Origin of the sequence: Saccharopolyspora erythraea (assembly GCF_018141105.1) — a bacterium.
In the GTDB taxonomy this organism is placed as follows: domain Bacteria; phylum Actinomycetota; class Actinomycetes; order Mycobacteriales; family Pseudonocardiaceae; genus Saccharopolyspora_D; species Saccharopolyspora_D erythraea_A.
In genome coordinates this window covers 1856661-1882267 of record NZ_CP054839.1, presented here as the reverse complement: position 1 = coordinate 1882267, position 25607 = coordinate 1856661, and the positions used below count along the sequence as shown (strand labels likewise).

At 71.4% G+C, this 25607-nt stretch carries 24 protein-coding genes, 1 pseudogene and 1 riboswitch; of the genes and pseudogenes, 20 read left to right on the top strand and 5 right to left on the bottom strand.

Annotated elements, in window-relative coordinates; genetic code table 11:
- Positions 1 to 90 precede the first annotated feature (90 nt).
- Positions 91 to 939 carry an urea carboxylase-associated family protein gene (locus HUO13_RS08685; protein ID WP_211900910.1) on the bottom strand — a complete coding sequence of 283 codons (849 nt, stop codon included), beginning with the start codon at positions 937 to 939 and terminating at the stop codon, positions 91 to 93.
- Between the two features lie 208 nt (positions 940 to 1147).
- Here HUO13_RS08685 and HUO13_RS38320 point away from each other — a divergent pair.
- The 3 genes and pseudogenes from HUO13_RS38320 to HUO13_RS08675 all read left to right on the top strand — a co-directional run.
- Positions 1148 to 2653, top strand: a pseudogene (locus tag HUO13_RS38320) (ABC transporter permease subunit); the annotation flags it as partial.
- Positions 2654 to 2716: 63 nt separating this feature from the next.
- On the top strand, positions 2717 to 3523 hold the full coding sequence (locus HUO13_RS38315) for an amino acid ABC transporter ATP-binding protein (RefSeq protein ID WP_249125060.1): 807 nt from the start codon (positions 2717 to 2719) through the stop codon (positions 3521 to 3523).
- A 179-nt stretch (positions 3524 to 3702) separates the two neighbouring features.
- Positions 3703 to 5043, top strand: a complete 1341-nt coding sequence (locus HUO13_RS08675) for an ABC transporter substrate-binding protein (RefSeq protein ID WP_249124548.1) — start codon at positions 3703 to 3705, stop codon at positions 5041 to 5043.
- Here HUO13_RS08675 and HUO13_RS08670 read toward each other — a convergent pair.
- Positions 5019 to 6215 carry an RNA-guided endonuclease InsQ/TnpB family protein gene (locus tag HUO13_RS08670; protein WP_282976246.1) on the bottom strand — a complete coding sequence of 399 codons (1197 nt, stop codon included), beginning with the start codon at positions 6213 to 6215 and terminating at the stop codon, positions 5019 to 5021. The two genes, HUO13_RS08675 and HUO13_RS08670, sit on opposite strands and share 25 nt — an antisense overlap.
- Between HUO13_RS08670 and HUO13_RS08665 the strand changes: the two genes are divergently transcribed.
- Genes HUO13_RS08665 through HUO13_RS08655 form a run of 3 tightly spaced genes read left to right on the top strand, consistent with a single transcriptional unit; the run spans position 6215 to position 9038 of the window.
- Complete coding sequence (locus HUO13_RS08665; RefSeq protein ID WP_211900908.1) at positions 6215 to 7150, top strand: carbohydrate ABC transporter permease; 936 nt, start codon at positions 6215 to 6217, stop codon at positions 7148 to 7150. The genes HUO13_RS08670 and HUO13_RS08665 overlap by 1 nt on opposite strands.
- Positions 7143 to 8018, top strand: coding sequence for a carbohydrate ABC transporter permease (locus tag HUO13_RS08660; protein WP_249124546.1), 876 nt, complete (start codon positions 7143 to 7145; stop codon positions 8016 to 8018). The genes HUO13_RS08665 and HUO13_RS08660 overlap by 8 nt, the downstream gene beginning before the upstream one ends.
- 54 nt (positions 8019 to 8072) lie before the next feature.
- Positions 8073 to 9038, top strand: a complete 966-nt coding sequence (locus tag HUO13_RS08655; protein WP_211900907.1) for a helix-turn-helix transcriptional regulator — start codon at positions 8073 to 8075, stop codon at positions 9036 to 9038.
- Between the two features lie 30 nt (positions 9039 to 9068).
- On the opposite strand, the gene HUO13_RS08650 is transcribed toward HUO13_RS08655, so the two are convergent.
- The gene (locus HUO13_RS08650; protein WP_432757826.1) at positions 9069 to 9986 is read right to left on the bottom strand and encodes an SDR family oxidoreductase; all 918 of its coding nucleotides are present in this window, start codon (positions 9984 to 9986) and stop codon (positions 9069 to 9071) included.
- A complete protein-coding gene (locus HUO13_RS08645) occupies positions 9983 to 10900 on the bottom strand; it encodes an SDR family oxidoreductase (RefSeq protein ID WP_211900906.1) in 918 nt (305 codons plus the stop codon). The genes HUO13_RS08650 and HUO13_RS08645 overlap by 4 nt, the downstream gene beginning before the upstream one ends.
- A gap of 370 nt (positions 10901 to 11270) precedes the next feature.
- Between HUO13_RS08645 and ftsZ the strand changes: the two genes are divergently transcribed.
- The 14 genes from ftsZ to HUO13_RS08575 all read left to right on the top strand — a co-directional run bounded on the left by ftsZ (position 11271) and on the right by HUO13_RS08575 (position 24701).
- Entirely contained in the window at positions 11271 to 12716 is a 1446-nt protein-coding gene (ftsZ, locus tag HUO13_RS08640) for a cell division protein FtsZ (protein ID WP_211900905.1), read from the top strand.
- A gap of 136 nt (positions 12717 to 12852) precedes the next feature.
- Positions 12853 to 13572, top strand: coding sequence for a peptidoglycan editing factor PgeF (pgeF, locus tag HUO13_RS08635; RefSeq protein ID WP_211900904.1), 720 nt, complete (start codon positions 12853 to 12855; stop codon positions 13570 to 13572).
- A complete protein-coding gene (locus HUO13_RS08630) occupies positions 13569 to 14312 on the top strand; it encodes a YggS family pyridoxal phosphate-dependent enzyme (protein WP_211900903.1) in 744 nt (247 codons plus the stop codon). The genes pgeF and HUO13_RS08630 overlap by 4 nt, the downstream gene beginning before the upstream one ends.
- Positions 14313 to 14382: 70 nt before the next feature.
- Positions 14383 to 15021 (top strand): cell division protein SepF, encoded by a 639-nt coding sequence (locus HUO13_RS08625; RefSeq protein WP_211902749.1) that lies wholly within the window; start codon positions 14383 to 14385, stop codon positions 15019 to 15021.
- Between the two features lie 19 nt (positions 15022 to 15040).
- Entirely contained in the window at positions 15041 to 15325 is a 285-nt protein-coding gene (locus HUO13_RS08620) for a YggT family protein (RefSeq protein WP_009943164.1), read from the top strand.
- 47 nt (positions 15326 to 15372) lie between these two features.
- Entirely contained in the window at positions 15373 to 16200 is an 828-nt protein-coding gene (wag31, locus tag HUO13_RS08615; protein ID WP_211900902.1) for a DivIVA-like cell division protein Wag31, read from the top strand.
- Positions 16201 to 16287: 87 nt separating this feature from the next.
- Entirely contained in the window at positions 16288 to 16767 is a 480-nt protein-coding gene (locus HUO13_RS08610) for a hypothetical protein (RefSeq protein ID WP_211900901.1), read from the top strand.
- Positions 16768 to 17154: 387 nt separating this feature from the next.
- On the top strand, positions 17155 to 20307 hold the full coding sequence (gene ileS / locus HUO13_RS08605; protein WP_211900900.1) for an isoleucine--tRNA ligase: 3153 nt from the start codon (positions 17155 to 17157) through the stop codon (positions 20305 to 20307).
- Between the two features lie 84 nt (positions 20308 to 20391).
- Positions 20392 to 20622 carry a FitA-like ribbon-helix-helix domain-containing protein gene (locus tag HUO13_RS08600; RefSeq protein WP_211900899.1) on the top strand — a complete coding sequence of 77 codons (231 nt, stop codon included), beginning with the start codon at positions 20392 to 20394 and terminating at the stop codon, positions 20620 to 20622.
- 2 nt (positions 20623 to 20624) lie between these two features.
- Positions 20625 to 21041: a type II toxin-antitoxin system VapC family toxin gene (locus HUO13_RS08595; protein ID WP_211900898.1), complete on the top strand. Its 417-nt coding sequence runs from the start codon at positions 20625 to 20627 to the stop codon at positions 21039 to 21041.
- Positions 21042 to 21129: 88 nt separating this feature from the next.
- A riboswitch (SAM riboswitch) is annotated at positions 21130 to 21245 on the top strand.
- A 48-nt stretch (positions 21246 to 21293) separates the two neighbouring features.
- Positions 21294 to 22646: an aminotransferase class V-fold PLP-dependent enzyme gene (locus HUO13_RS08590; RefSeq protein WP_211902748.1), complete on the top strand. Its 1353-nt coding sequence runs from the start codon at positions 21294 to 21296 to the stop codon at positions 22644 to 22646.
- Positions 22647 to 22684: 38 nt separating this feature from the next.
- On the top strand, positions 22685 to 23401 hold the full coding sequence (gene lspA, locus HUO13_RS08585; protein WP_211900897.1) for a signal peptidase II: 717 nt from the start codon (positions 22685 to 22687) through the stop codon (positions 23399 to 23401).
- A gap of 41 nt (positions 23402 to 23442) precedes the next feature.
- Complete coding sequence (locus HUO13_RS08580; protein ID WP_211902747.1) at positions 23443 to 24330, top strand: RluA family pseudouridine synthase; 888 nt, start codon at positions 23443 to 23445, stop codon at positions 24328 to 24330.
- A 65-nt stretch (positions 24331 to 24395) separates the two neighbouring features.
- Positions 24396 to 24701, top strand: a complete 306-nt coding sequence (locus HUO13_RS08575; protein ID WP_211900896.1) for a hypothetical protein — start codon at positions 24396 to 24398, stop codon at positions 24699 to 24701.
- Between the two features lie 9 nt (positions 24702 to 24710).
- On the opposite strand, the gene HUO13_RS08570 is transcribed toward HUO13_RS08575, so the two are convergent.
- Positions 24711 to 25562, bottom strand: coding sequence for an alpha/beta fold hydrolase (locus HUO13_RS08570; protein WP_211900895.1), 852 nt, complete (start codon positions 25560 to 25562; stop codon positions 24711 to 24713).
- Positions 25563 to 25607 lie beyond the last annotated feature (45 nt).

The following is a 25607-nucleotide window of genomic DNA, read 5'->3' as shown; positions in this document are numbered from 1 at the left end:
AATTCCCGCAAGCGTGGGAGAAACGGCACGACCGCGCCGGACACGTGCCGCCGTTGCGGCAGCACGGTGCCCGGCCTCGGCCGAAGGCACTCACCCCACGTCCGTCCACTCAGGACGCTTGATGCCGTGCAGGTTCCGGTAGGCCGCGCGCGGCGGTGACGACCACCCGCTCAGCAGCTCCCCGTCCGGCCGGTACACCTCCACACCCAGCGGCCTGCACACCTCCAGCGGGTCGCGCGCGTCCGGGCCCCACAGCGGCACCGACAGGTCGCCGCCGGGGCAGGTCGACAGCGCGCACAGCAGGTCGATCTCGGCGAAGAACTCGAAGAAGTCGCCCGCCCGCGCCGGGCACGCCTTCATGAAGTAGCGGTCCTCGTCGTTGAGCCCGGTGCACTGGAAGACGTTGAGCACGTCGTGCACGTCGAACTCGGTCAGCCCGTGCGGCAGGACCGCGCGCACCAGGTTCGAATGGCAGTGGAAGTCGAAGTCCTCGCCGGTTAGCATCCGGTTGACGTAGGGGTCGCAGCGGGTTCCGAGCAGGTCGTGCACCCGCCCGCCCTGATCGTCCTCCCCGTAGCCGGCCAGCGAGTCGTCGGTCACGGTCAGCAGCGGTCGCAGGAACGGCAGCGTGGACCAGATGCGGTCGTGGGTGCTGATGTGCGCGCGCTGGAGCTGCCGGGTGCGGGAGGCCCACATCCGCTCGCGCGGGTCGGCGGCGTTCCACACGTTGAGGTCGCCGACCTGCGGGCCGGTGACCGTCACGATCCGGCACAGGTGGCCGGCGGGCACGTGCCACGCGCGCCCGGACCTGATCGGGATCTCGAAGGACTCGACCAGTTCGTGCGCGCCCGCGCGCACCGCCACCCGGTCGTAGAACGCGGTGTCGACATCCAGCGGGCCACCGGCGGTGGCCTGGTACGCGGCTGCCCGATCGTTCAACTCGATCACTCCGTTCGCCGTGTCCTGGGCCGATCGGCTCGGCCCGGGGCGAACGTACCGCGATTTCCGCCGGAACCGCCCCGACCCCGGAGCGTGCTGGAATGATCACGTTTGGAATGCGATCGGCCGCGCGGGACTGGACGGCACCACCACGGTGCGGAGCACAATCCCTGCCGGTGACACGACCCGGGGAGCTGAAACGGCGCGCATGAGGTGGGAACTGACCTCCAGGCTCGGCTTGTTGTTCCTGATCGGTCTGCTGCTGGCCGGATGTTCCAGCGGCGGCGCGAGCGGCAGGCCCGAACTGGTCGCGCCCGACCGGCTGACCGTCGGCGTGGACCTCAGCTACCCGCCGTACAACTACTTCGACTCCGGTCGCCCGTCGGGTTTCGACGTCGACTTCGACCGCGCGCTGGCGCAGCGGATGGGGCTGCGCCCGGAGTTCGTCGACACCAGCTTCGAGCAGCTCATCGCCGGGCTGAAGGCGCAGCGCTACGACGTGGCGATCTCGGCGCTCTACATCACTCCGGAACGGGCGAAGGAAATCGACTTCGTCCCGTACTTCACCACCGGGAACTCCCTCGTGGTGCGCACGGATTCGCCCCTGCGCCCCGCGGGGCCCGCTGAGCTGTGCGGTCAGCGCGTCGGCGTGATCAAGGGCGGCCAGATCGTCACCCAGCTCCGCGAGCAGGCCAGCGCCGCGTGCGTCCGCGAGGGCAGGCCGGGCATCGACGTGCGGGAGTTCGCCAGCGATCCGGTCGCGACGCAGGCACTGATCGCCGGACAGCTCGACGTGCAGGCCACCGACGCGGCGGTCGCCAAGGCGGCGGTCGACCACTCCGGCCGCGGACTGGTGATCACCAGTTCCGGGCTGCTGTACCCGACTTCGGTGGGTATCGGGCTGGCGCGCAGCAACCCCGCGCTGAAGGAGCAGGTGACGAAGGCATTCGAGGAGCTGAAGGCGTCCGGCGAGTACGACCGCCTGCTCCAGCGCTACAACCTGCGCCCCGTCGATCCGGAACTGGTCCGCGCGAACCTGGGCACGCCCGGGGAAGACGACGGTTTCGGCTTCGACTGGGCCTACACCGTCGGCCTGTTCGGCAACATCGAACTGTGGAACGCCGCGTTGATGGTGGCCGTGCTCGCGGTGCTGGCGTGGAGCATCGCGACGGTGCTCGGCATGGGACTGGCGCTGCTCAAGCGGTCCGAGTTGCGGGTGCTGAGCGTTCCCGCCTCCGCCTACGTCTGGTTCTTCCGCAGTCTGCCGCTGCTGGTGCTGCTGATCTTCATCTACAACCTCCCGCAGGTCATCCCCGAACTGCGGCCGGTGCTGGGCAGCCCGTTCGTGGTCGGCCTGGTGGCACTGGTGCTCAGCGAGACCGCATACATCGCCGAGATCCACCGCGGCGGGCTGAAGTCGGTCGCGGTGGGGCAGGGCGAGGCGGCCCGCGCGCTGGGCATCCCCTACGGCGGGGTGCAGCGGCTGGTGGTGATCCCGCAGGCGTTCCGGGTCGCGCTTCCCTCGCTGGGCAACCAGTTCATCACCATCCTCAAGCTGACCTCGCTGGTCAGCTCGATCTCGCTGGCCGAGATCCTGCTGGTCGGCCAGCGGCTCTACACCCAGAACTTCAAGGTGCTGGAGACGCTGCTGGCGGTCTCGATCTTCTACGTGGTGCTGGTGACGCTGTTCGACCAGGTCCGCGCGTTCGTCGAGCGGCGGCTCGACGTGCGCCGCCGCGTCCGCGGCGACCGGTCGCCCGTCGTGCAGGGCGCCGACATGGACGTGATCGGCGCGCCGCGCATCGCCCGGCGGCGCGTGCCGCACTCGGGCCGGGAGGTCGTGAAGCTGCGCGGGGTGCGCAAGCACTTCGGCGACCGGCGCGGCATCGACGGCATCGACGTGACCGTGCACCAAGGAGAAGTCGTCGCGGTCATCGGCCCGTCGGGCGCGGGCAAGTCGACGCTGGCGCGGGTGGTCAACCACCTGGAGGTGCCCGACGAGGGCACCGTGGAGGTCAACGGGCGGGCCATCGGCAGGCGGGCCGACGGGCGCCCGGCGGGCAGCCGCGAGCTCGCCGAGCAGCGGCGCGACGTCGGCATGGTCTTCCAGCGCTTCAACCTCTTTCCACACAAGACGGTGCTGGAGAACGTGATGCTGGCGCCGGCGTACCTGCGCGTCGGCGCGCCGGACGAGATCCGGGCCAACGCGCTGGAACTGCTGCGCAAGGTCGGGCTTTCCGAGCACCTGCAACGGTATCCGCACGAGCTCTCCGGCGGGCAGCAGCAGCGCGTCGCCATCGCACGAGCGCTGGCGATGCGGCCCAGCGTGCTGCTGTTCGACGAGCCGACCTCCGCGCTGGACCCCGAACTCGTCGGCGAGGTGCTGTCGGTGATGTCGGACCTGGCGCAAGAAGGCCGGACCATGCTGGTGGTCACCCACGAACTCCGGTTCGTGCGCGACATCGCCGACTGGGTCGTGTTCGTCGACCACGGCCGGATCCTGCGGCAGGGCAGGCCGGAGGAGATCCTGCGCGGGGCGGGGGAGCAGCGCATCGAGCGCTTCTTCGCCAGCGTCAACCCGTGAGGGCATCGCAGGAGCGGGTGTGCGCGGCGGTGCCGGTTGCGGGGGCGGGCCAAGCGGCTTCGCCGCTTCAAGATCAAAGCCCATGCGGAGCGGGGTCCGCTTACCCGGTTGGCGCATTGACGGGGCGCGCGACACGGCCATAGCGTCAGCAATCGTTTTCTCCAGGCGTTGGGGGCGCGATGGTGACGGAGTCCGGTCCGGGGTTGAGCCGCCGCGGTTTCCTGCGCGGCGTCGGGGCGGCCGCCGTCACCGGGCCCGCGCTCGTCGGCTGCGCGCCGCGACGGAATCCCCGCGAGATCAGCCTGTGGAACTTCTACGGGCCGGGCGGGCAGACCAAGAGCCAGAGCGACTGGTTCGTCCAGCTCGCCGAGGACTGGAACGCCACCCACGACGTCAAGGTCCGGCTGCGCTACGTGCCGAACAAGGACTACAAGGCCGGTCCCACGTTGCAGACGTCGTTCAGCGCCGGTGCCGGTCCCGACGTCTTCCTGCTCAGCCCCGGCGACTTCCTGCGCTACTACAACGGGGGAGCGCTGGCCGACATCACCCCGCACCTGCCGCCCGGCGCACGCGAGGACTTCCTGCCGGAGGTGCTGGAAACGCGGCTGGTCGACGGGCGCGTCTACGGGTTGCCGATGGAGATCGAGCCGCTGGCGCTGTACTACGGCGAGCGCGCGTTCGAGCAAGCCGGGCTCTCCGAAGGAGATCTGCCGCGCACCTGGGACGACCTGCTGGGCCTCGCCGAACGGCTCACCACCCCGGAGCGCTTCGGCATGCTCTTCGAGACCAATCCCGGCTACTACCAGAACTTCACCTGGTACCAGTGCATGTGGATGTCCGGTGGAGAGGTGTTCACCCCGGATCAGCGCCGCGCGGCGTTCAACGGCGCGGGAGTGCACGACGCCCTGCGGTTCTGGCAGGACGCGGTGCGCGCGGGCTCGGCGCCGCGCCGCGTGCAGGGCGAAGGCGGCAACGACACCATCTCCAACATCGCCGACGGCTTCTGCGCGATGCAGCAGACCGGGATCTGGGGCATCGCCGAGATCGCCGAGCAGGCACCGGACTTCCGCTACGGCGTCGTCCCGATGCCCGCCCCGCCCGGCGGTGCCTACACCACGGTCCTGGGCAGCTGGGCGCTGGTGGCCAACGCCAAGGGCGCCAACCCCGAGGCCGCCGCTGAGTTCGTCGCCTGGGCGCTCGGCAGCTTCGAACCCTCGTGCATCGACCGGATGCGCCGCTGGAACACCGAGGCCAAGTCGAACCTGCCGCCCCGCTACTCGGTGCGCCGCGCGGCCGAGGAGCGCGGCGCCTTCGGCGACGGGCCGATGCGGGTTTTCGCCGACCAGGTGATGGCCGAGGCGCGGCCGGAACCCCGCTACCCGCCCGAGGTCTACCGCGCGATCTCCGACGCACTGCAGTCCTGCCAGCTCGACGGCGGCGACCCCGCCGAAGCCGCGGCCGGTGCGGCCGAGCAGATCGACACCTTCCTGTCGACCTACGACGGAGCGGCGATCCATTGACGTCCCCTACACGCCCGAAGGCCGTAGGTCCCGACCCTCGCGGGTTGGGTTTCCTGCTTCGCCGACAGTTGCCGTTCCGGCTTTCGCCGGGCGGGTCTTACACCGTCTCCACAGGCTGCAACCGCCAGTCCGGCGGCCAAGATGTTGCGCGCTGCGTTGACGTCGCGGTCATGGTCCGCGCCGCAGGTGCAGACCCACGACCGCACGCGAAGCGACATCGCGTCAGCGACCTGGCCGCACACCGAGCATGTCTTCGACGAAGGCAGCCACCGATCGACCGCGATCACCTCACGGCCGTACCACGCGGCTTCGTACTCCAGCATCGAGCGGAACTGCGACCACGAAGCATCGGAGATCGCACGCGCCGGCTTGCCGTTGCCGAGCATGCCCGACACGTTGAGATCCTCGATCACGACCGTTTGGTTCTCACGGACGAGTCGAGTGGTGAGCTTGTGCAGGTGGTCTCGCCGCCGGTCGGCGATCCGTGCGTGGATGCGGGCGACCTTGAGGCTTGCCTTCTCCCGGTTGTTGCTGCCCTTGGCTTTGCGGTGGAGGTCCCGTTGAGCCTTTGCCAGGCGCTTCCGGTCGCGGCGTTCGTGCCGAGGGTTGGCGATCTTCTCCCCGGTCGACAAGGTGGCCAGGGACTCGATCCCCGCATCGACGCCGAGAGCGTTGTCGGTGGCGGGCAGGTGCTCGACGCTGGTTTCGACCAGGATGGACACGAACCAACGGCCAGCGGCGTCTCGCGACACCGTGACCGTCGAAGGCTCCGCACCCTCTGGCAGGGGCCGCGACAACACGATGTTCAGCGGCTCGACCATCTTGGCCAGCGACAATCGACCATCACGCCACCGGAAGGCCGACCGGGAGTACTCGGCCGACGCCCTGGACTTCTTGCGGCACTTGAAACGCGGGTACCTCGCTCGTTTGGCGATGAACGACGCGAACGCGCTCTGCAGATGCCGCAGCGCCTGCTGCAACGGCACCGACGACACCTCGTTGAGAAACGTCAGGTCGTCGGTCTTCTTCCACGCGGTGAGCATCGCCGAGGCGGCGGCGTAGTTCACCCGCCGCTGCTCGCGATCCCATGCCTCGCTGCGCGCTTGGAAGGGCTTTCGGGAGAGGTTTCCTCCCCACGGCCGGAGCTGGGATCTCCGCTGATTGGAGCCCAATGAGCGCAACGCTGACCGAGCCGACCGCGACCAGATCCCCGGCCCGCCGCACCGGCCGCCGCCGGGACGACTCGGCCGCCGCCTTCGCCTTCCTGGCCCCGGACGGCGTGGGCCTGCTGCTGTTCGTCGCGGTGCCGACCGCGCTGGCGCTGGTGGTCGGGCTGTTCGACGTCGACGGGTTCGGCAACGTGAGCTGGGCCGGACTGGACAACTTCCGTCTGATGGCCGGAGACGGGCTGCTCTGGCGCAGCTTCGGCATCACGGCCACCTACGCGGTGCTGTTCGTGCCGCTGACCTTCTTCGCCGCGCTCGGGCTGGCGCTGTTGGTCAAGGACCGGTTCCCGGGCGTCGGCGCGGTGCGCGCCGCGCTGTTCCTGCCCAACGCGTGCAGCCTGGTCGTCATCGGCCTGATGTGGCAGTTCATGCTCACCGACAAGACCGGCGTGGTCAGCAGGATGTTCGCCGCGGTCGGCCTGGACGGGATCTCCTGGCTGGGCGACCCTGGCCTGGCGCTGTTCACGCTGGTGCTGATCAGCGTGTGGTTCCTGATGGGCTACCAGATGCTGATCTTCCTGGGCGGTCTGCAGGACATCCCGCGCGAGTACTACGACGCGGCCACTGTGGACGGTGCGGGCGCGTGGCAGCGGTTCCGCCACGTGACCTGGCCGATGCTGCGGCCGACGAGCTTCTTCGTGCTGGTCACCGCGACCATCAACGCCGTGACCGGGTTGCAGGCGTTCGACCTGGTCTTCGTGACCACCTCGGGCGGACCCGCCAACTCGACCTCGACCATCGTCTTCTACGCCTACCAACAGGCGTTCCAGTTCGGCCGCTTCGGCTACGCCGCGGCGATCTGCGCCCTGCTGGTGCTGGTGCTCGGCGCGGTGACCGCGGGCCTGTTCGCGCTGACGCGGGGAGGGCGATTCGATGCGTGAGAACCGGACAACGGGCCCCGAGTCCACCGATGCGGTCCGGCAGCGCCGGAATCCCGGCCCGGCGCGGGAGAACCGGGTCACCGGCCGCGCGGTGGCGGCCTACGTCATCGCGTTCGCCACCGTCGCGCCGCTGCTCTGGCTGCTGCTGGCCGCGTTCCGCCCGGAGTCCGAGCTGTACTCGGCGGGATGGCCGAGCGAGCTGACGCTCGACAACGTCGTCTACGTGCTGACCGAGGTGCCGTTCCTGCGCTACCTGGCCAACAGCGCGTTCATCTCGGTCACGGTCACCGCCATCGCGCTGTTCCTGCACTCGATGGCCGCCTACGCGCTGGCCCGGATGGCCTTCCGGGGCCGGGGGTTCGCCTTCGCCTCGGTCGTCGCGACCCTGCTGATCTCGCTGCCGGTGATCCTGGTGCCGCTGTTCATCGTGGTGCGCGGCCTGGGGATGGTCGACTCCTACGCCGGGCTGATCGTGCCAGGGCTGTTCAACGCCTTCGGGATCTTCCTGCTCCGGCAGTTCTACCTCGGCGTGCCGCGCGAGCTGGAGGAGGCTGCCCACCTCGACGGCTGCGGGCACTGGCGGATCTACTGGCACGTGATCCTGCCGCTGAGCCGCCCGATGCTGGCCGCGCTGGCGGTGCTGTTCTTCCTGGCCAACTGGAACTCGTTCCTGTGGCCGCTGGCGGTGGCCCAGGACGAGTCGCTGCGGGTCGTGCAGGTCGGCATCGCCTCCCTGCAGGGCCAGTACGCGTCCAAGCAGCACTACGTCATCGCCGCGGCGATGCTGGCCGCGCTGCCGACGGTGCTGGTGTTCCTGGTCGGCCAGCGCTGGCTGGTCGCGTCGCTGAAGACCACCGGCCTCAAGTGACCTGCGCGGAACCGGCACGTGGTGTCGGTGGGCGGTCGTAGTCTCCGCGGTGAGATGCGTGCGTCCAGACTGATTTCACTGGTGTTGCTGCTCCAGGCCCGGGGGACCATGACCGCGGCCGAGCTGGCGCGGGAGCTGGAGGTCTCCGAGCGCACCGTCACCCGCGACGTGCTGGCGCTGTCGGAGGCAGGGGTGCCGGTCTACAGCGAGCGCGGGCGCGGCGGCGGGTACCGGCTGGTCGGCGGGTACCGCTCACGGCTCACCGGGCTGCACCGCGCCGAGGCCGAGGCGCTGTTCCTGGCGGGCGTGCCCGGGCCTGCGGGCGAGATGGGTCTGTCCGAGGCGGTCGCGGCCGCGCGCCTGAAGGCCTCGGCCGCGCTCGCGCCGCCCTTCCGCGACGCGCCCGCCCGGGTGAGGCAGCGCTTCCACCTCGACGCGCCCCGCTGGTTCCGCGAGCCGGAAACCCCGCCGCGGCTGGCGGAAGTCGCCAGGGCGGTGTGGTCCGACCGCGTGATCGCGGCGTGGTACCGGCGCGGCGAGCAGGAGGTCCGGCGCGACCTCGAGCCGTACGGGCTGGTCCTCAAGGCGGGTGTCTGGTACCTGGCGGCGCGCAGCGGGCAGCGCTTCCTGGTGTACCGGGTCGACCGCTTCGACCGCGTCGAGGTCGGCGACGCCGCCTTCGACCGCGACACCGCCTTCGACCTGCCCGGGTTCTGGGCCGACCGGTCGGCGGAGTTCGCGCGCTCCCTGCTGCGGACGCGCATCACCGTCCGCGTCAGCCCCGACGGCCTGCGCAAGCTCAACGCCACCGGCGACCGCGTCGGGGTGGCCGAGGCGGTCGACGGCGCCGGCGAGCCCGACGGGCAGGGCTGGCTCACCCTCGCCCTGCCCGTCGAGTCCCTGGACATCGCCTACCACCAGGTGCTCGAGCTCGGCCCGGAGGCCGAGGTCGTCGAACCCGCCGCGCTGCGCGAGCGGATGACCGAGAGCGCCTCCCGGCTCACCGCCCTCTACCGGTAGCCGGCCGGATCGGCTACCGCGCCACGTCCGCTACCGGTAGCCGGTGACGTCGGCGGGTTTTCCCGCCCACTCGACTTCCAGGCAGTAGCGCCAGGCGTCCGGCTGCGTGCCGTCGAGGTCGGTGAAGCCGTAGACCTTCGCCAGTCCGCCGCTGGAGAGCGACTGCCCGTTCCAGCGCGCCACGTCGGGGTCGGCGGCCATCGCCGCGATGGCGCGGCCGACGTAGCGGGGTGTCTCGGAGATGGCGAAGTGCGGCGACCGGGCGGTGGCGTCGCGCCAGTTCTCCTCGGTGACGCCGTAGGCGTCGAGCATCATCTCCGACCGCAGCCAGCCCGGCGAGATCGAGACCGCCGTGCAGCCGTGGGGCGCCAGCTCCTCGGCCTGGGCGCGGGCCAGCCGGTGCGCGGAGAACTTGGCGAGGTCGAAGAACGCCCCGCCTTCGCTGCGGTAGTACTTCTCGTTGACCTCGGCGGTGCCGTCGGTCACCTCGAAGACGATGCCGCCGCGCGTGCGGATCATCAGCGGCAGCGCGAAGTGGCTGGTGATCATGTGCGCGTCGATGCCCAGCCGCAGCCTGCGCAGCCCCTTGTCCAGCGACTGCTCCCAGATCGGCTTGTGCCAGTCCATCAGGTGCTCGCCGCCGATGTCGTTGACCAGCACGTCCAGCCGCCCCCGCTCGGCGTCGACCCGCTCGGCGAGGCCGCGGACCTGTTCCGGCTCCAGGTGGTCGACCCGGGCCGCGATGCCCTCACCCCCGGCCCGCGACACCAGCTCGGCGGTCTCCTCGATGGTCTCCGGCCGGTCGTACTCCGAGCGGCCCTCCCGGGTGCTGCGACCGGTGCAGTACACCGTCGCGCCCGCCGCGCCGAGCTCCACGGCGATCCCGCGGCCCGCTCCGCGGGTCGCCCCCGCCACCAGCGCGACCTTGCCGCGCAGCGGGGCGTTCACCGGTATCCCGCGTCGTCGGCGGGCTTGCCCGCGTAGGTGACCTCTACGGCGTAGCGCCAGCTGTCCGGCTGCGTGCCGTCGAGGTCGGTGAAGCCGTAGACCTTCGCCAGCCCGCCGCTGGAGAGCGACTGCCCGTTCCAGCGCGCGACATCCGGATCCGACGCCAGCGCGGCGACCGCACGGCCGACGAAGCGCGGGGACTCCGAGATGCAGAAGTGCGGTTCGACGGCCGTCGCGTCGCGCCAGTTCTCCTCGGCGACCCCGAAGAGCTCCAGCATCAGCTCCGAACGCAGCCAGCCCGGTGTGAGCGACACCGCCGTGCAGCCGTGCGCCTTGAGCTCCTGGCCCTGCACCCACGCCATCCGGTGCGCGGTGAACTTGGCGACGTCGAAGAACGCGCCGGTCTCGGCGCGGTAGTGCTCGCCGTCGACCTCGGCGGTGCCGTCGGTGATCTCGACCGACAGCCCGCCCGGACGCCGGTGCAGCAGCCCCAGCGCGTGAAAGCTGGTGATCATGTGCGCCTCGATGCTCACCCGCAGCCGCCGGATCCCGTTGTCCAGCGAGCGTTCCCACAGCGGCCCGCCGAAGTCCGTGAGGTTCTCGCCGCCGAGGTTGTTGACCAGGACGTCCAGCTTGCCGCAGTCGGCGTCGATCCGCTCGACGAGCGCACGCACCTGGTCGGGCTCGCGGTGGTCGGCCTCCACCGCGACGCCCCGTCCGCCCGCGGCCGTCACCATCTCCGCGGTGTCCTCAATGGTCTCCGGGCGGTCGTAGTCCGAGCGCCGCTCCCGCGTGCTCCGTCCGGTGCAGTACACGGTGGCTCCCGCCGCGCCGAGCTCCACGGCGATCCCCCGTCCCGCGCCGCGGGTCGCTCCCGCCACCAGCGCGACCCTGCCGTGCAGTGGTGCGTTCATCGGTCGGTTCCCCTTCGTTCGTCGTGCTGTTCACCAGTGGAACCGATGCTCGCGGCCAAATCAGACACCTCCGGTCGTGTTTTCGCCGAATCTCGCGAACCCGACCTCGCGGTGCCTGGTCCCCAGCCGTCACCCGCGGGGTACGGTGTTCGGTGGTGATCACGCTCCGGCGTGCGAACCGGACAAGGGGAGGACCGAGCTCGGCTCTGTGCGCGCCGCGACACACCTGGTAGGGCACGCGGCGTGGCTGCTGGACTCAAAGGCATCGGGATGCCTACCGTCCGCACGGGGTTGACAACGCCCGGGCGTCGAGAGTCCGGCTGTCGAATCAGCACCAGAGCACAGAGCCACGATCAGGAAGGCGGATCCGATGACGCCCCCGCACAACTACCTCGCGGTGATCAAGGTCGTCGGCATCGGTGGTGGCGGCGTCAACGCCGTGAACCGCATGATCGAGGTCGGGCTCAAGGGTGTCGAGTTCATCGCGGTGAACACCGACGCGCAGGCCCTGCTGATGTCCGACGCCGACGTCAAGCTCGACATCGGCCGGGAGCTCACCCGCGGGCTGGGGGCGGGCGCGGCGCCGGAGGTCGGCCACAAGGCGGCGGAGGACCACAAGGAGGAGATCGAGGAGGTCCTCAAGGGCGCCGACATGGTCTTCGTGACCGCGGGCGAGGGCGGCGGCACGGGCACCGGTGGCGCACCGGTGATCGCCTCGGTCGCGCGCAAGCTCGGCGCGCTGACCATCGGCGTGGTCACCCGGCCGTTCTCCTTCGAGGGCAAGCGGCGCGCCAACCAGGCCGAGCAGGGCATCAAGGAGCTGCGCGACTGCTGCGACACCCTGATCGTCATCCCCAACGACCGGCTCCTGCAGCTCGGCGACATCGGCGTGAGCCTGATGGACGCCTTCCGCTCGGCGGACGAGGTCCTGCTCTCCGGTGTCCAGGGCATCACCGACCTGATCACCACCCCCGGTCTGATCAACCTCGACTTCGCCGACGTCAAGAGCGTCATGTCCGGGGCGGGCAGCGCCTTGATGGGCATCGGCTCGGCGCGCGGGGAGGGCAGAGCCGTGCAGGCCGCGCAAAAGGCGATCAACTCGCCGCTGCTGGAGGCGTCCATGGAGGGCGCGCACGGCGTGCTGCTGGCCATAGCGGGCGGTTCGGACCTGGGCCTGTTCGAGATCAACGAGTCCGCCTCGCTGGTGCAGGAGTCCGCGCACCCCGAGGCCAACATCATCTTCGGTACGGTGATCGACGACTCGCTGGGCGACGAGGTCCGGGTGACCGTGATCGCCGCGGGCTTCGACGCCGGCACCCCGACGCACAAGAAGCTCGAACCGACCAAGGTCGGCTCCCGCGACGCGGTCGCCTCCGGCGAGGCGGGCCGCGTCACCGAGGGCCAGGTCGTCGGCAGCAAGCCGGAGCCCGAGCCCGCGCCGCCGCAGCAGGCCCCGGCGCCCGAGCCCGTCGCGCAGCAGCCCGCGCCCCCGCAGCCTCCGGCCCAGCCGGAACCGCAGCCGCAGCCCGAGCCGCCGCAGCAGCAGGCGCCCGCACCGGCGCAGCACCAGGAGCCCGAGCGGCCCCAGCCGCAGCCGGAACAGCGCGAATCCACCGACCAGCGCGGCGGTTTCGCGCAGCGCTCCGCGGTCCTCGGCAGCGACGGAGCCGGGCCGAGCGTGTCGGTGCCCACCCGTACCGGCGGCAGCGGATACCCGTCCCACGGGGGCATGAGCGGCTCGCTGCCGAACCGGGCGGTGCCGGTCACCGACGACAACGACGACGACGTCGACATCCCGCCGTTCATGCGCCGCTGAACGGCCCGCGCGGTCCGCGTCGTGGGGATGCGGTCCCGCCGCCGCGATGAGCGAGAATCGACACCGGAGAGCTTCGGCCTCCGGTGTCGTTTTCGTTCGGGCGGGCGAGCCGGCCCGTGGGAGGGATGGAGAGCCAGTGCGGATTCGTCGCGTGATCACCACGCGGGAAGGCGGTGCGTCCCGGCCGCCGTTCGACTCGTTCAACCTCGGCGGCCGGGTCGGTGACGACCCTGCGGCGGTGGCGGCCAACCAGCGCAAGCTCGCCGAGGGAATCGGCCTGGCCGAGGACCGGCTGGTGTGGATGGAGCAGATCCACGGCCGCAACGCCGCCGTCGTCGACGGCCCGGTTCCGGAGCCGGTCGAGGCGACCGACGCGCTGGTGACCGCCGAGCCGGGGCTCGCGCTGGTCGCGCTGACCGCCGACTGCGTGCCGGTGCTGCTGGGCGACCCGGAGAGCGGCGTGGTGTCGGCCGTGCACGCCGGCCGGGTCGGTGCACGCGTCGGGGTCGTGGTGTCCGCGCTGAAGGCCATGCAGGAGGCCGGAGCCCGGCTCGACCGCATCGAGGCGCTGCTCGGTCCGGCGGCCTGCGGCGAGTGCTACGAGGTGCCGCCGGAGATGCAGGCCGACGTGGAGCTGCACCTGCCCGGCAGCGCCTGCAAGACCCGCAAGGGCACCACCGGACTCGACATCCGCGCCGGGCTGTGGGAGCAGCTCGCGGCCGCCGGGATCGCCGGCATCGGCGTCGACCCGCGCTGCACGATGGAGTCCCGCGAGCTCTACAGCCACCGCCGCGACGGCGGCCGGACCGGCCGCTTCGCCGCGGTCGTGTGGGCGGAGCCGGAGGACCAGCGGTGAGCGAGGAGAGCAGGCAGGAGCGCAAGGCCGAGATCGCCGAGTCGCTGCGGGAGGTGCGCGAGCGCGTCGACGCCGCCTGCCGCGCCGCGGGCAGGCAGCCGGAAGAGGTCGAGTTGCTGGCGGTCACCAAGACATTCCCGGCGACCGACGCGGCGCTGCTGGCCGACTTGGGGCTGACCGAACTGGCCGAGAACCGCGAGCAGGAGGCGCGCGGCAAGGTGGCCGAGTTCTCCGAGCTGCGCCCGGACACCGCGGTGCGCTGGCACATGATCGGGCAGTTGCAACGCAACAAGGCCCGCTCGGTGGTCCGCTGGGCCGACGTCGTGGAGTCGGTCGACAGCGTGCGGCTCGCGGAGGCGCTGCGGCGGGCGACGGCCAGCGCGCTCGACGCGGGGGAGCGCGGCGAACCGCTCGACGTGCTGATCCAGGTCGGCCTAGACGATGCCGCCGGGCGCGGCGGATGTCCGCCCGGCGACGTTTCCGCACTCGCCGCCGAGATCACCCGCCACAGTGATCTTCGGTTGCGGGGAGTGATGGCCGTGGCACCCCTTGGCGGAGACCCGGATGTGGCCTTCGCTACACTTTCAGGGATTGCCCGGCGCCTGCAGGAGGACTACCCCGAAGCTGTTGAAATGTCGGCTGGAATGAGCGGCGACCTCGAGAGTGCGGTGGCGCACGGCTCGACACGCGTGCGTGTCGGAACTGCGCTGCTGGGAGGTCGCCGGTTAATCTCGCCGTAGCCGTATCGGGGGGTCGAGGGTCGGCCGCTCGCGCTCGGCTGCTGTGGAGTCGCAGAGGAAGGGCATGCCGATGAGCGCTTTGCACAAGCTGAAGGCTTACTTCGGCATGGTCCCCGCCGACGAGATCGACGAGGTCTACGACGACGAGGTGGTCTACCGCGACCGCTACGCGGACCCCGACACCTCCTACGACGCACCACCCGACCGGGTGGGTGGCCGCCGGCGCGTTGCCGGCGGCGTCCGGGGCGGCTACCAGCAGGAGGCCGAGGAGGACGGCGGCGACTACGGCGAGGAGTTCCGCGAGCCGGCGCGTTCGCGCAGGCAGTGGTCCCCGTCGGAGCCGCCCGTCCGGGCGCCGCTGGGGTCCGACGCGCACCGGGAGCAGGTTTCCCGCCTGCGGGCCGTAACCGATACCGGCAGCCATTTCAACTTGAGCAAGATCACAACCCTGCATCCGCGCAGTTACAGCGAGGCCCGCACCATCGGCGAGCAGTATCGCGACGGCACACCGGTGATCATGAACCTGACGGAAATGGACGAAGCGGACGCCAAGCGGCTGGTGGACTTCGCCGCCGGGCTGGCGTTCGCCCTCCGCGGTTCGATCGAGAAGGTCACCAATCGAGTGTTCTTGCTCTCACCGCCCAACGTGGACGTGGCGGCCGAGGACAAGCGCCGCCTCGCCGAGGGCGCCTTTTTCAACTACGGGTGAGTGGTGGCACAGTTGAAGCGTGGAACCGGCGCTGATCGTCCTTTATTACGTTCTCTTCTTCTTCTGGCTGCTGCTCACGGCACGTATCGTGATCGAGCTCGTTCGGGTGTTCGCGCGCGACTGGCGCCCCGCAGGGGGGGTTGCAATCGCGTTGGAGAGCATCTACACAGTGACCGACCCGCCGATCCGACTTCTGCGTCGGGTGATCCCGACGGTCCGGATCGGCGGCGTCGGACTGGACCTATCGATTATGGTGCTGCTGCTGGTTGTGTTCATACTGATGCAACTGGTGAAGTCCGGGTGACGGGGAACCCGGACGACCCGCAGCCGAGGAGTGCGTGAGGTGATCTTGTGGGCTTGACCCCCGCCGACGTTCATAACGTCGCGTTCAGCAAACCTCCGATCGGCAAGCGGGGCTACAACGAGGACGAGGTTGACGCTTTCCTCGACCTGGTTGAAGCCGAGCTTGCCCGCCTGGTCGAGGAGAACAACGACCTGCGCAGCCAGGTCGAGCAGCTGGAGTCGCAGCTGCAGACCGCGCAGGTCGACCTGGACGACGCCCGCAGCCAGGCGGCGCAGGTCTCCGCGGCACCGGCCCCCGTGGTGGAGGAGCCCCGTCGGCTGGCGCCGGTCCCGGCACCGACCGCTGCTGAGCAGACGTCGCCGGGTGGCGATCATCACGTGCAGGCCGCCAAGGTGCTCGGCCTCGCGCAGGAGATGGCCGACCGCCTGACCGGGGAGGCCAAGGCCGAGGCCGACGGCATGCTGTCGGAGGCCCGGACCAAGTCCGAGCAGCTGCTCTCCGACGCGCGCGCCAAGAGCGACAGCATGGTCAACGAGTCGCGCACCCGCGCGGAGACCATGCTCAACGACGCGCGGACCAGGGCCGAGACCCTGGAGCGGCAGGCCAGGGAGAAGGCCGCCGGGCTGGAGCGCGACGCCCAGCGCAAGCACGCCGAGGTGATGGGCAACATCACGCAGGAGAAGAACGCGCTCGAGAAGAAGATCGACACGCTGCGCACCTTCGAGCGCGAGTACCGCACCAGACTGCAGACCTACCTGGAGTCGCAGCTCCGCGAGCTGCAGGACCGCGGTTCGGCGGCGCCGGCCGAGAGCGGCAGCCGCTCCTCCGGCCAGCAGAGCTACAGCTTCGGGGCGCGTGCCGCCGAGGCGGGCTGACGACGACGGCTGTCGGCGGCGGTGACCTGGGGAGGTATCGCCGCCGGAGGCCGTCCCGGCCGGGCCGTGCAAAGGGCGTGAAGTGACGTGCTGTTGATCGTGCTGCTGCTGGTCCTGGCGGCCGGCGGGGTGCTGGTCGGCGCGGTCGTCGTCGATCGCCCCGAGTGGGCCTGGGCGTCGGTTCTGCTGTGCGTGATGGGCGTGGTGCTGCTGGTCGTGGACCGGGCGCGGCGCCGACGGGAAGCGAGCTCGTCGGCGGTGCGGTGGTCCGGGACCGAGGGTGAGCAGCCCGCGCCTGCCGCGCAGGAGCCCCCCGACGCGGAGGTGGAGCCCGCGGAGGAGGACACCGACGCTGCGGACCTGCTCGTGGTGTCGGAGCTGGAAGCCGAGGTCGTCGTCATCGACGAGCGGCCCCGCTACCACCTCCGGTCCTGCGGGTGGCTCGGCGGCCGCGAGGTGCTCCCGCTGCCCGTGCGGGAGGCGCGCGAGCTCGGCTTCGGGCCCTGCGCGCAGTGCTCGCCGGACGCCACGCTGGCGGACCGGCGGCGTGCGACCGCCTCCGACTGACCGGGAGGTGGCCGAACCACGAGCCGGAGCGGTCGGTTCGGTTGTGCCTGGAGGTCGAGGTCGGCAGCGGGCGCGCAGGTCATCGGCCGAGCTGTGCGGCCCCGGAACAACGGGTGGCGCCCGCGCGCTATCCTGGGCACCTCACTTCCTGGGACGTCGTTCCCCGGAGGTTCAAGCTTCGAACACCACGGCGTTGATCCGGCCATCACCGGGGAGCCTCCGGAAGAACGGGCCCCCGCGGCCTCAGTAGAACCGGACGGGTCCGGCCCGTCACAGCCGGCCAACGAGAGGTCGTCGGCGTCTCCGCGCCGGCGGCAAGCGGGGTGGTACCGCGGCACCTGTGTCGTCCCCGGGTGGACCCGACACACCGCGAGGAGCACATCCGCGATGGCCTATCCCAAGGTTTCGTTCAACGGCACCGACGCCCAGGGCGTCGCCGCGCAGCCGTCGTTCCCCGGGATCGAGCGCCAGGTCCTGGACTACTGGGCCGACGACAAGACCTTCCAGGCCAGCGTGCAGGCCAGGGAGGCGGGCACCAACGGGGCCAACGAGTTCGTCTTCTACGACGGCCCGCCCTTCGCCAACGGCCTGCCGCACTACGGCCACCTGCTCACCGGCTACGTCAAGGACGCCGTGCCGCGCTACCAGACGATGCGCGGCCGCCGGGTGGAGCGCCGGTTCGGCTGGGACTGCCACGGCCTGCCCGCCGAGGTCGAGGCCGAGAAGCAGCTCGGCATCACCTCCAAGTCCGAGATCGAGAGCATGGGCGTGGCGGCGTTCAACGACGCCTGCCGCACGTCGGTCCTGCGCTACACCGCCGACTGGGAGGACTACGTCACCCGCCAGGCCCGGTGGGTCGACTTCGACAACGACTACAAGACGCTCGACCTGGACTACATGGAAAGCGTCATGTGGGCGTTCAAGACCCTGTGGGACAAGGGTCTGGTCTACGAGGGCTTCCGGGTGCTCTGGTACTGCTGGCGCTGCGAGACGCCGCTGTCCAACACCGAGACCCGCATGGACGACGTCTACCGCCAGCGCCAGGACCCGGCGGTCACCGTCGGGCTGCGCCTGAACGCGCCGGGCGAGGTCTACGACGGCGCGCTGGCCCTGGTCTGGACGACGACCCCGTGGACGCTGCCGTCGAACTTCGCCGCCGCCGTGCACCCCGAGGTCGACTACGTGGTGGTGGCGCCCGCCAACAGCGCCGAGCGCTACGTGCTGGCCGAGGCGCGGCTGGGGGCCTACGCGCGGGAGCTGGGCGAGGACGTCGCCGACCACGTGGTCGGGCGGATGAAGGGCGAGGACCTGCTCGGCGTCGGCTACACGCCGCCGTTCGACTTCTTCGCCGGCAACCGCAACGCCCACCAGGTGCTGCCCGGTGACTTCGTCACCACCGACGACGGCACCGGCATAGTGCACATCGCGCCGTTCGGCGAGGACGACAAGACCGTCACCGACGCCGCCGACGTCGAGCTGGCGGTCCCGGTGGACGCGCACGGCAAGTTCACCGCCGAGGCCCCGCCGTATGCGGGCCAGCACATCTTCGACGCCAACAAGCAGATCATCCGCGACCTCAAGGACGCGGGACTGCTGCTGCGCCACGAGACCTACGACCACCCGTACCCGCACTGCTGGCGCTGCGACAACCCGCTGATCCAGCGCCCGGTGTCGTCGTGGTTCGTGGCGGTCAGCCAGTTCAAGGACCGGATGGTCGAGCTGAACCAGCGCATCAACTGGTCGCCCGAGCACATCCGCGACGGCCAGTTCGGCAAGTGGCTGGAGAACGCCCGGGACTGGAACATCTCCCGCAACCGGTACTGGGGCTCGCCGATCCCGGTGTGGGTCTCCGACGACCCGGCCTACCCGCGCACCGACGTCTACGGCTCGCTGGACGAGCTGGAGCGCGACTTCGGCGTGCGGCCCACCGACCTGCACCGGCCGCAGATCGACGAGCTGACCCGGCCCAACCCCGACGACCCGACCGGGAAGTCGACGATGCGCCGGGTGCCCGAGGTGCTCGACTGCTGGTTCGAGTCGGGGTCGATGCCCTACGCCCAGGTGCACTACCCGTTCGAGAACGCCGAGTGGTTCGAGCACCACTACCCGGGCGACTTCATCGTCGAGTACAACGGCCAGACCCGCGGCTGGTTCTACACGCTGCACGTGCTGGCCACCGCGCTGTTCGACCGCCCGGCGTTCTCCAACGTCGTGGCGCACGGCATCGTGCTGGGCCACGACGGCCTGAAGATGTCGAAGTCCAAGCGCAACTACCCCGACGTCAACGAGGTCTTCGACCGCGACGGTTCCGACGCGATGCGCTGGTTCCTGATGTCGAGCCCGATCCTGCGCGGCGGCGACCTGGTCGTCACCGAGCGGGGCATCCGCGACGCGGTGCGCCAGGCCGTGCTGCCGCTGTGGAACTCGTGGTACTTCCTGGCGCTGTACGCCAACGCCGACGGCGTCGAGGGCCGGTCCAGAGTGGACAGCAGGCACGTGCTCGACCGCTACGTGCTGGCCAAGACCCACGAGCTGGTCGGCGACGTGCAGGACGCGATGGACGTCTTCGACCTGGCGGGGGCCTGCGCGACGGTGCGGGAGTTCCTGGAGGTGCTGACCAACTGGTACGTGCGGCGCTCGCGCGACCGGTTCTGGGCAGGCGACCGCGACGCGATCGACACCCTGCACACCGTGCTCGAGGTGACCTGCCGGGTCGTCGCGCCGCTGCTGCCGCTGACCGCGGAGTCGGTCTGGCGGGGGCTCACCGGCGGCCGCTCGGTGCACCTGGCGGACTGGCCGCTCGTCGATGAGCTGCCCGCCGACGCGGCGCTGGTCTCGGCGATGGACCGGGTGCGCCAGGTCTGCTCCTCGGCGCTGGCGCTGCGCAAGTCCAACAAGCTGCGGGTCCGGCTGCCGCTGGCCGAGCTGGTCGTCGCGACGCCGGAGGCGGAGTCGCTGCGGCAGTTCGCCGACCTCATCCGCGACGAGGTGAACGTCAAGTCCGTCGAGCTGACCACCGACGTCGCCGCGCACGGCCGGTTCGAGGTCGCGGTCAACGCGCGGGCGGCCGGTCCGCGGCTGGGCAAGGACGTGCAGACGGTGATCAAGGCGGTCAAGTCCGGTGACTGGACCCGCACGCCCGCAGGCAACGTGGTCGCGGCCGGGATCGAGCTGCGGGAGGGCGAGTTCAGCGAGCGCCTGGTGTCCACCGACACCGGTGCCGCGGCGGCGCTGCCCGGTGGCAGCGGCCTGGTCGTGCTCGACACCGAGGTGACGCCGGAGCTGGCGCTGGAGGGCCTGGCCCGCGACGTGGTCCGGGTCGTGCAGCAGGCGCGGCGCGAGGCGGACTTCGAGGTCTCCGACCGGGTCCGGGTCGTGGTGTCGGCGCCTGCCGAGGTGCTGGAGGCCGTCGAGGCGCACCGCGAGTTCATCGCGGGCGAGACCCTGGCCGAGGCCCTGGAGGCGGGCGGTGCCGAAGGCGGCTTCGCGGGCACCGTCGGCGAGGGCACCGAGATCGCGGTCGCGGTCGCGAAGGTCTGACCTGCGGTTTCCGGGTGGGCTCCGGCGGCGGAGCCCACCCGGACGAGTGTTGCCATGCACACAGGCTGAAGACATACTGGTTGCATGGGAGTGCTTGTCCAGGTCCGGGACGTATCCGAGGACACGCATCGCAAGTTGAAGGCACGAGCCGCGGAGGCCGGGCAGTCGTTGTCCGAGTTCATCCGGCATGAGCTGGACAAGGTCGCTGTGCGCCCGACGCAGGAGGAAGTGCTCAAACGAGTTCGCTCGCGCACACCGGTTCGTTTGACCAAGGCCCCTTCGGAGATACTCAGCGAGATGCGCGAGGACAGTTGAGCGTGAGCAGCTCGCCGATCATCCTCGACGCTTCCGCCCTGCTCGACTACTTGACGGGGCAGGAGACCGCCCCAGCGATCGAAGCCGTTCTCGCGGGGCCGGCCGTCAGCCTGCACGCGCCGATGCTGCTGGACGAAGAGGTGCTGTCAGTCGTGCGGCGGCTTGAGCGGGGCGGTTACCTCGACCGGCGGCGTGCCGAAGAGATCCTGCAGGACGCCACGGCTCTGAACATCGAACTTCACCCGCTGCGCGCCCATTTCGACCGTGTCTGGTCGTTGCGGCACGCCGTTCATGCGGCTGATGCGTACTACGTGTCCCTCGCGGAGACACTGGACGCTCCTCTGCTTGCAACGGATCAACGACTCGTGCGCGGTGCTTCAGCGGTGACGGGCATCAAGTTCGTGCCGCTGCCCGTGTGACGGCCCGCCCCCTGTGACCGAGACCGCTCCCATTTCCTGGGACGGCGGTTGTGGCGCGGTGCGGCCGCCTCCTAAGTTGTGCTCCGAAGGTCATGAGCGCCAGCGTCAAGCCCCGGCTTGCTGGCCGGCAACCCTCCTACCGCGGTGGGGTGCCCCGGGTGAGGACCTGGCCGGTCGCGCAGGGCGACCCGGCAAGCGCGGGCCCCACCGATCCACTCGGGTCCGACCAGACCCGAGGAGGGCATCGTGTCCGTGGCCACCAGACCGTTCCAGGTTCCCGAGCAGTCCGTTGTGGACACCGCCGCACGCGTTCCGGCCGTCGTGGGCGACGCGCTGCGGGTGCCGCTGGTGACCGGCGGGCAGATCGGCTACGCCAACCTGGACCACGCCGCCAGCGCTCCCTGCCTGCGCGGCGTGCGGGACGCCGTCGACGAGCTGCTGCCCTGGTACGCCAGCGTGCACCGCGGCGCCGGGTTCGCCTCCCAGGTGTGCACGCGGGTGTACGAGGGGGCGCGGGCGAAGCTGCGGGCCTTCACCGGCGCCCGCGACACCGACGCGGTGGTCTTCACCCGCAACACCACCGACGCGCTCAACCTGCTGGCCAGGGCCTTGCCGCGGGCGACGTCAGTGGTCCTCTTCGACACCGAGCACCACGCCGCGCTGCTGCCGTGGGGCAGCGGTCCCCGCGTCCGGCGCCTGCCCACTCCGGCGACGCCGGAGGACGCCGTCGAAGCGCTCGACGCCGCGCTGGCCGACTGCCCGGAAGGGCCGCGCCTGGCGGTGCTCACCGGCGCCTCGAACGTGACCGGCGAGGTGTGGCCGGTCGCCGAGCTCGCGCGCGTAGCCCGGCGGCGGGGCGCCCGCACCGTCCTCGACGCTGCCCAGCTCGCGCCGCACCGGCCGGTGCGGATCGGCGAGCTCGACATCGACTACGTCGCGGTCTCCGCCCACAAGCTCTACGCCCCCTTCGGCGCGGGCGCGCTGGTCGGCCGGGCCGACTGGCTCAACGCCGCCGACCCCTACCTCGCCGGTGGGGGAGCGACCCGCGCGGTGCGCGACTCCTCGGTCGGCTGGAACCTCGGCCCCGAGCGGCACGAGGCCGGGTCGCCGAACACCGTCGGCGTGCACGCCCTGGCGACCGCCTGCCAGACCCTGGCCGCCGACGGCTGGCGGCCGATCATCGAGCACGAGGCGCGGCTGCTGCGGCGGCTGCGCGCCGGGCTGGGCGAGGTCCCCGGTCTGCGGGAGCTGAGCCTGTTCGGCGCCGGCCACGACCGGGTCGGCGTGGTCAGCTTCACCGTCGACGGCCGGGATCCCGGCCTGCTCGCGGCGGCGCTGTCGGCCGAGCACGGCATCGGGGTGCGCGACGGCCTGTTCTGCGCCCACCTGGCGGTGCGGCGGCTGCTGGCCGAGGCGGGCGCGGACTCGCAGCGGGCGCTGCGCGTCAGCATCGGGCTGGGCACGACCACCGAGCACGTCGACCGCCTCGTCACCGCCTTGCACCGGCTGGTCACCGCGGGACCCCGGTGGAGCTACGAGCAGGTCGACGGTCGCTGGGGCCCGGTCGGCGACCCGCGCGAGGCTCCCGCCTTCCTCGACGGCTAAGCAGTGCCGCCGACACCGCACCGAGCGGTTCGGGGACAATGGCCGACGTGAGCAGCGACCAGTCCGAACCCGAGCGGCCCGCGGCGGCGCAGGGCCCGCGCGACGCCGACACCCGCACCGGTGCCGAGCGCGGCGTCGCGGCCGAGACCGAGGCCGCCCCGGCCTCGGCGGGCACCGAAGCCGACAGCAGTGCCGAGGCCGGTACGACCGAGGAGACGCCGGCCGGTCCGAAGCCGAGGCGCCTGCTGGCGCTGGTGTTCGGCATCGCGGCCGTCGCGCTGGGGCTCGACATCGCCACCAAGGTCGCGGTCGTGGCCAACCTGGAGGGCGGCCCGCCGGTGCCGATCCTGGGCGGCCTGGTCTACCTGGACGTCTTCCGCAACCCGGGCGCGGCGTTCTCGCTGGCCACCGGCATGACGTGGCTACTGGCGCTGCTGGCCATCGTGGTCGTGGGCGTGATCATCTGGCTGTCCCGCAAGCTGCGCTCGACCGGCTGGGCGATCGGCCTGGGCCTGGTGCTGGGCGGCGCCTGCGGCAACCTCGTCGACCGGTTCTTCCGGGCCCCCGGCCCGATGCAGGGCCACGTCGTGGACTTCATCTCGGTCTTCGCCCCGGGCGGGCAGTACTACCCGGTGTTCAACTTCGCCGACTCCGCGATCGTCTGCGGCGGCGCCCTGGTCGTGCTGCTGTCGCTGCTGGGCCGCGACTACGACGGCACCGTGCACAGGGGAAAGCGGAAGCAGGCGGGGTCGTGACCGGCCTGCGGACGCTGCCGGTTCCCGACGGGCTCGACGGCATGCGCGTGGACGCCGGGCTGTCCAAGCTGCTCGGGCTCTCGCGCACCGTCGTGGCGGGCCTGGCCGAGTCCGGTGACGTGGTGGTCGACGGCGCGCCCGCGGGCAAGTCCGACCGGCTGGTCGCGGGCGCGTGGCTGGAGGTGACCCTGCCCCCGGCGGAGCAGCCGCTGGAGGTCGTCGCGGTGCCGGTCGAGGGCCTGCGGATCCTGCACCAGGACGACGACATCGTCGTGGTCGACAAGCCCATCGGCGTGGCCGTGCACCCCAGCCCCGGCTGGGAGGGGCCCACGGTGGTCGGCGGGCTGGCCGCGGCGGGCGTGCGGATCGCGACCTCCGGCGCCTCCGAGCGCCAGGGAGTGGTGCACCGGCTCGACGCGGGCACCACCGGCGTGATGGTGGTGGCCAAGAGCGAGCACGCCTACTCGGCGCTCAAGCGCGCGTTCAAGGAGCGCACCGTCGACAAGCGCTACCACGCGCTGGTGCAGGGCCACCCCGACCCGAGCCGCGGCACGATCGACGCGCCGATCGACCGGCACCCTCGCCACGACTACAAGTTCGCGGTCGTCGCGGGCGGCAAGCCGAGCATCACCCACTACGAGACCGTCGAGGCGTTCCGGGCGGCCTCGCTGGTGGACGTCAAGCTCGAAACCGGCCGCACCCACCAGATCCGGGTGCACTTCGCCGCGGTCCGCCACCCCTGCGTCGGCGACCTGACCTACGGCGCGGACCCGGTGCTGGCCCGGCGGGTCGGGCTCAGCAGGCAGTGGCTGCACGCCAGGAGCCTGGGGTTCGAGCACCCGTCCGACGGGCGGTGGGTGAGCTTCGACAGCGACTACCCCGCGGACCTCGCGCACGCCGTCGACGTGCTGCGCGACGCCGACGGCTGACTCCCGCGCCGGAAATGCCGTAGCTTTGGGAGAAACTCTGCAACGCCCGATGACAGGAGATCGCGGTGGCCAGCTCAGGTGATCGCAGGTTCGACGCGGAGGCCGACGCGCCGACGCCGCCCGTGGGCCTGCCGTTGGGCGCGGGAGCGGGGCCCGTCGACGACGCCGCCAGCACCCCGCCCGCGGGCATCGACCTCTCCGGCGTGATCAGCGCCGAGGACTACGGCCGCGCAGGCCCGGCCGTGTTCGGTGCGCCGGAGCACGTTGAGCGCAACGACGACGCGGGCGACTGGCCGACGCTGGAGTACCGCAGCCGCAACCGCCCCCAGCGACCCGGTGGTGGCTGGTTCCGCCGCCGGGGCCAGGACTGACGCGGACGGCTACCGCCCGGCCGCGGATTCCGGTCCGAAGTGGCGCAGCAGCGCCCGTGCCGTGCTCCGCGGCGCGTCCTCGGGCAGGAAGTGCCCCGCGGCTTCGATCGTCTCCCGGCGTGCACCGGGGATCGCGGCGGCCAGCCGGTCGCCAACCGACGGAGCAAGCCACTCGTCCCGCTCGCCCCAGAGCACGAGCGTCGGCGCGGTGATCCGGTCCAGGCGAGCCACGACCTCGCGGGTGTCCTCGAAACTCACCCCGGCGACCTGGTCGATCCAGCGCCCCTGCCCGGCGGCCCCGGCCCACGGCGCGAGGTAGCCGTCCGCGACGTCCTCGGACATCGGCCGGTGGGTCGCCGTGCGCAGCCGCGCAGCGATGATGTCGCCGAAGACGTGCTCGGGCATCGTCCGGTAGACCTCGGCGTGGCGCTGCATGTGCTCGGTGAACGGCGTGTTCCACGGACCCAGCACGGCCGCGTCCACCAGCGCCAGCCCGCGGACCGGGACGGCTTCGAGCAGGTGGGCGCGCAGCACGACCCCTCCGCCGATGTCGTGGCCGACCAGGTTCGGCTCGTCGAGTCCCCAGTGCTCTACGAGTTCAGCGAGCGTGCGGGCCTGGCGGGCGATCGACGGCGTCACCCCCGGATCGGCGCTGGAGTCGCCGTAGCCGAGCATGTCCCACACGTGGACGGTGTGGTGGCCGGCGAGCTCCGCCACCACGTCGCGCCACAGGAAGGACCATGCCGGGGTGCCGTGGACCAGCACCACCGGCGGCCCTTCTCCCCAGACCCCGGTGGCGACCTCACCACCTGACACGCGGACCCGCTGCGGCAGTCGCCAGGTCCCTGTCTTCGTTCTCATGACATCCACTCCTGCTAAGGGTTCGAAGGCTCTTTATCCGGTTAC

Coding starts and splice junctions, on each gene's coding strand:
- HUO13_RS38315 (WP_249125060.1), top strand. CDS start 2,717: ATGGACGTGATCGGCGCGCCGCGCATCGCCCGGCGGCGCGTGCCGCAC.
- HUO13_RS08675 (WP_249124548.1), top strand. CDS start 3,703: ATGGTGACGGAGTCCGGTCCGGGGTTGAGCCGCCGCGGTTTCCTGCGC.
- HUO13_RS08665 (WP_211900908.1), top strand. CDS start 6,215: ATGAGCGCAACGCTGACCGAGCCGACCGCGACCAGATCCCCGGCCCGC.
- HUO13_RS08660 (WP_249124546.1), top strand. CDS start 7,143: ATGCGTGAGAACCGGACAACGGGCCCCGAGTCCACCGATGCGGTCCGG.
- HUO13_RS08655 (WP_211900907.1), top strand. CDS start 8,073: ATGCGTGCGTCCAGACTGATTTCACTGGTGTTGCTGCTCCAGGCCCGG.
- HUO13_RS08645 (WP_211900906.1), bottom strand. CDS start 10,900: ATGAACGCACCACTGCACGGCAGGGTCGCGCTGGTGGCGGGAGCGACC.
- ftsZ (WP_211900905.1), top strand. CDS start 11,271: ATGACGCCCCCGCACAACTACCTCGCGGTGATCAAGGTCGTCGGCATC.
- HUO13_RS08625 (WP_211902749.1), top strand. CDS start 14,383: ATGAGCGCTTTGCACAAGCTGAAGGCTTACTTCGGCATGGTCCCCGCC.
- ileS (WP_211900900.1), top strand. CDS start 17,155: ATGGCCTATCCCAAGGTTTCGTTCAACGGCACCGACGCCCAGGGCGTC.
- HUO13_RS08600 (WP_211900899.1), top strand. CDS start 20,392: ATGGGAGTGCTTGTCCAGGTCCGGGACGTATCCGAGGACACGCATCGC.
- lspA (WP_211900897.1), top strand. CDS start 22,685: ATGGCCGACGTGAGCAGCGACCAGTCCGAACCCGAGCGGCCCGCGGCG.
- HUO13_RS08580 (WP_211902747.1), top strand. CDS start 23,443: ATGCGCGTGGACGCCGGGCTGTCCAAGCTGCTCGGGCTCTCGCGCACC.
- HUO13_RS08570 (WP_211900895.1), bottom strand. CDS start 25,562: ATGAGAACGAAGACAGGGACCTGGCGACTGCCGCAGCGGGTCCGCGTG.